Origin of the sequence: Bartonella sp. AA2SXKL, from assembly GCF_042197205.1 — a bacterium.
Lineage (GTDB): Bacteria > Pseudomonadota > Alphaproteobacteria > Rhizobiales > Rhizobiaceae > Bartonella.
The window spans coordinates 1-509 of record NZ_JBHIRN010000304.1; the positions used below are offsets into that span (position 1 = coordinate 1).

Below are 509 nucleotides of genomic sequence, written 5' to 3' on the forward strand. Positions count from 1 at the left end.
TTTGCGAAAACCAATGACAAATTTGTTATCCTTGGCGGTTCAATGGGCGCAACAAGTTTGAGTGTAGATGCTGTGAAATCTTTAGCTTCATTACCTTCACTCAACGAGTTGCGGGCAAAACTTGTGGGTATGATTTCTACTCCTGCGACTCGTATCGCACAGGTTGTTAATGCTCCTGCTGGTCAGGTTGTACGTGTTATTGGCGCATATGCTCAGGAGGGTAAGGCGGCTTAGGGCTGTTTTGTACTCATGGTGATAGAAGAGTTATAATGTTTTTCTATTTTTTAAATAAGTTCTAAACAATGGTTCAAATCTTTTAATTAAAGGAATTTTAAAATGGCTGATCTAGCGAAGATCGTAGAAGACCTTTCTAACCTAACCGTTTTGGAAGCTGCTGAGCTTTCTAAGTTACTTGAAGAAAAATGGGGAGTTTCGGCTGCCGCTCCTGTAGCTGTTGCTGCTGTTGCTGGTGCTGCTGCTCCCGTTGCTGAAGAAAAAACAGAATTTGA

General features: G+C 41.8%; 2 pseudogenes. Both read left to right on the top strand.

The window, feature by feature from the left end:
- Window positions 1-234 (top strand): annotated as a pseudogene (locus tag ACFINS_RS11375) (50S ribosomal protein L10); the annotation flags it as partial.
- Between the two features lie 102 nt (window positions 235-336).
- Window positions 337-509 (top strand): annotated as a pseudogene (locus ACFINS_RS11380) (50S ribosomal protein L7/L12); the annotation flags it as partial.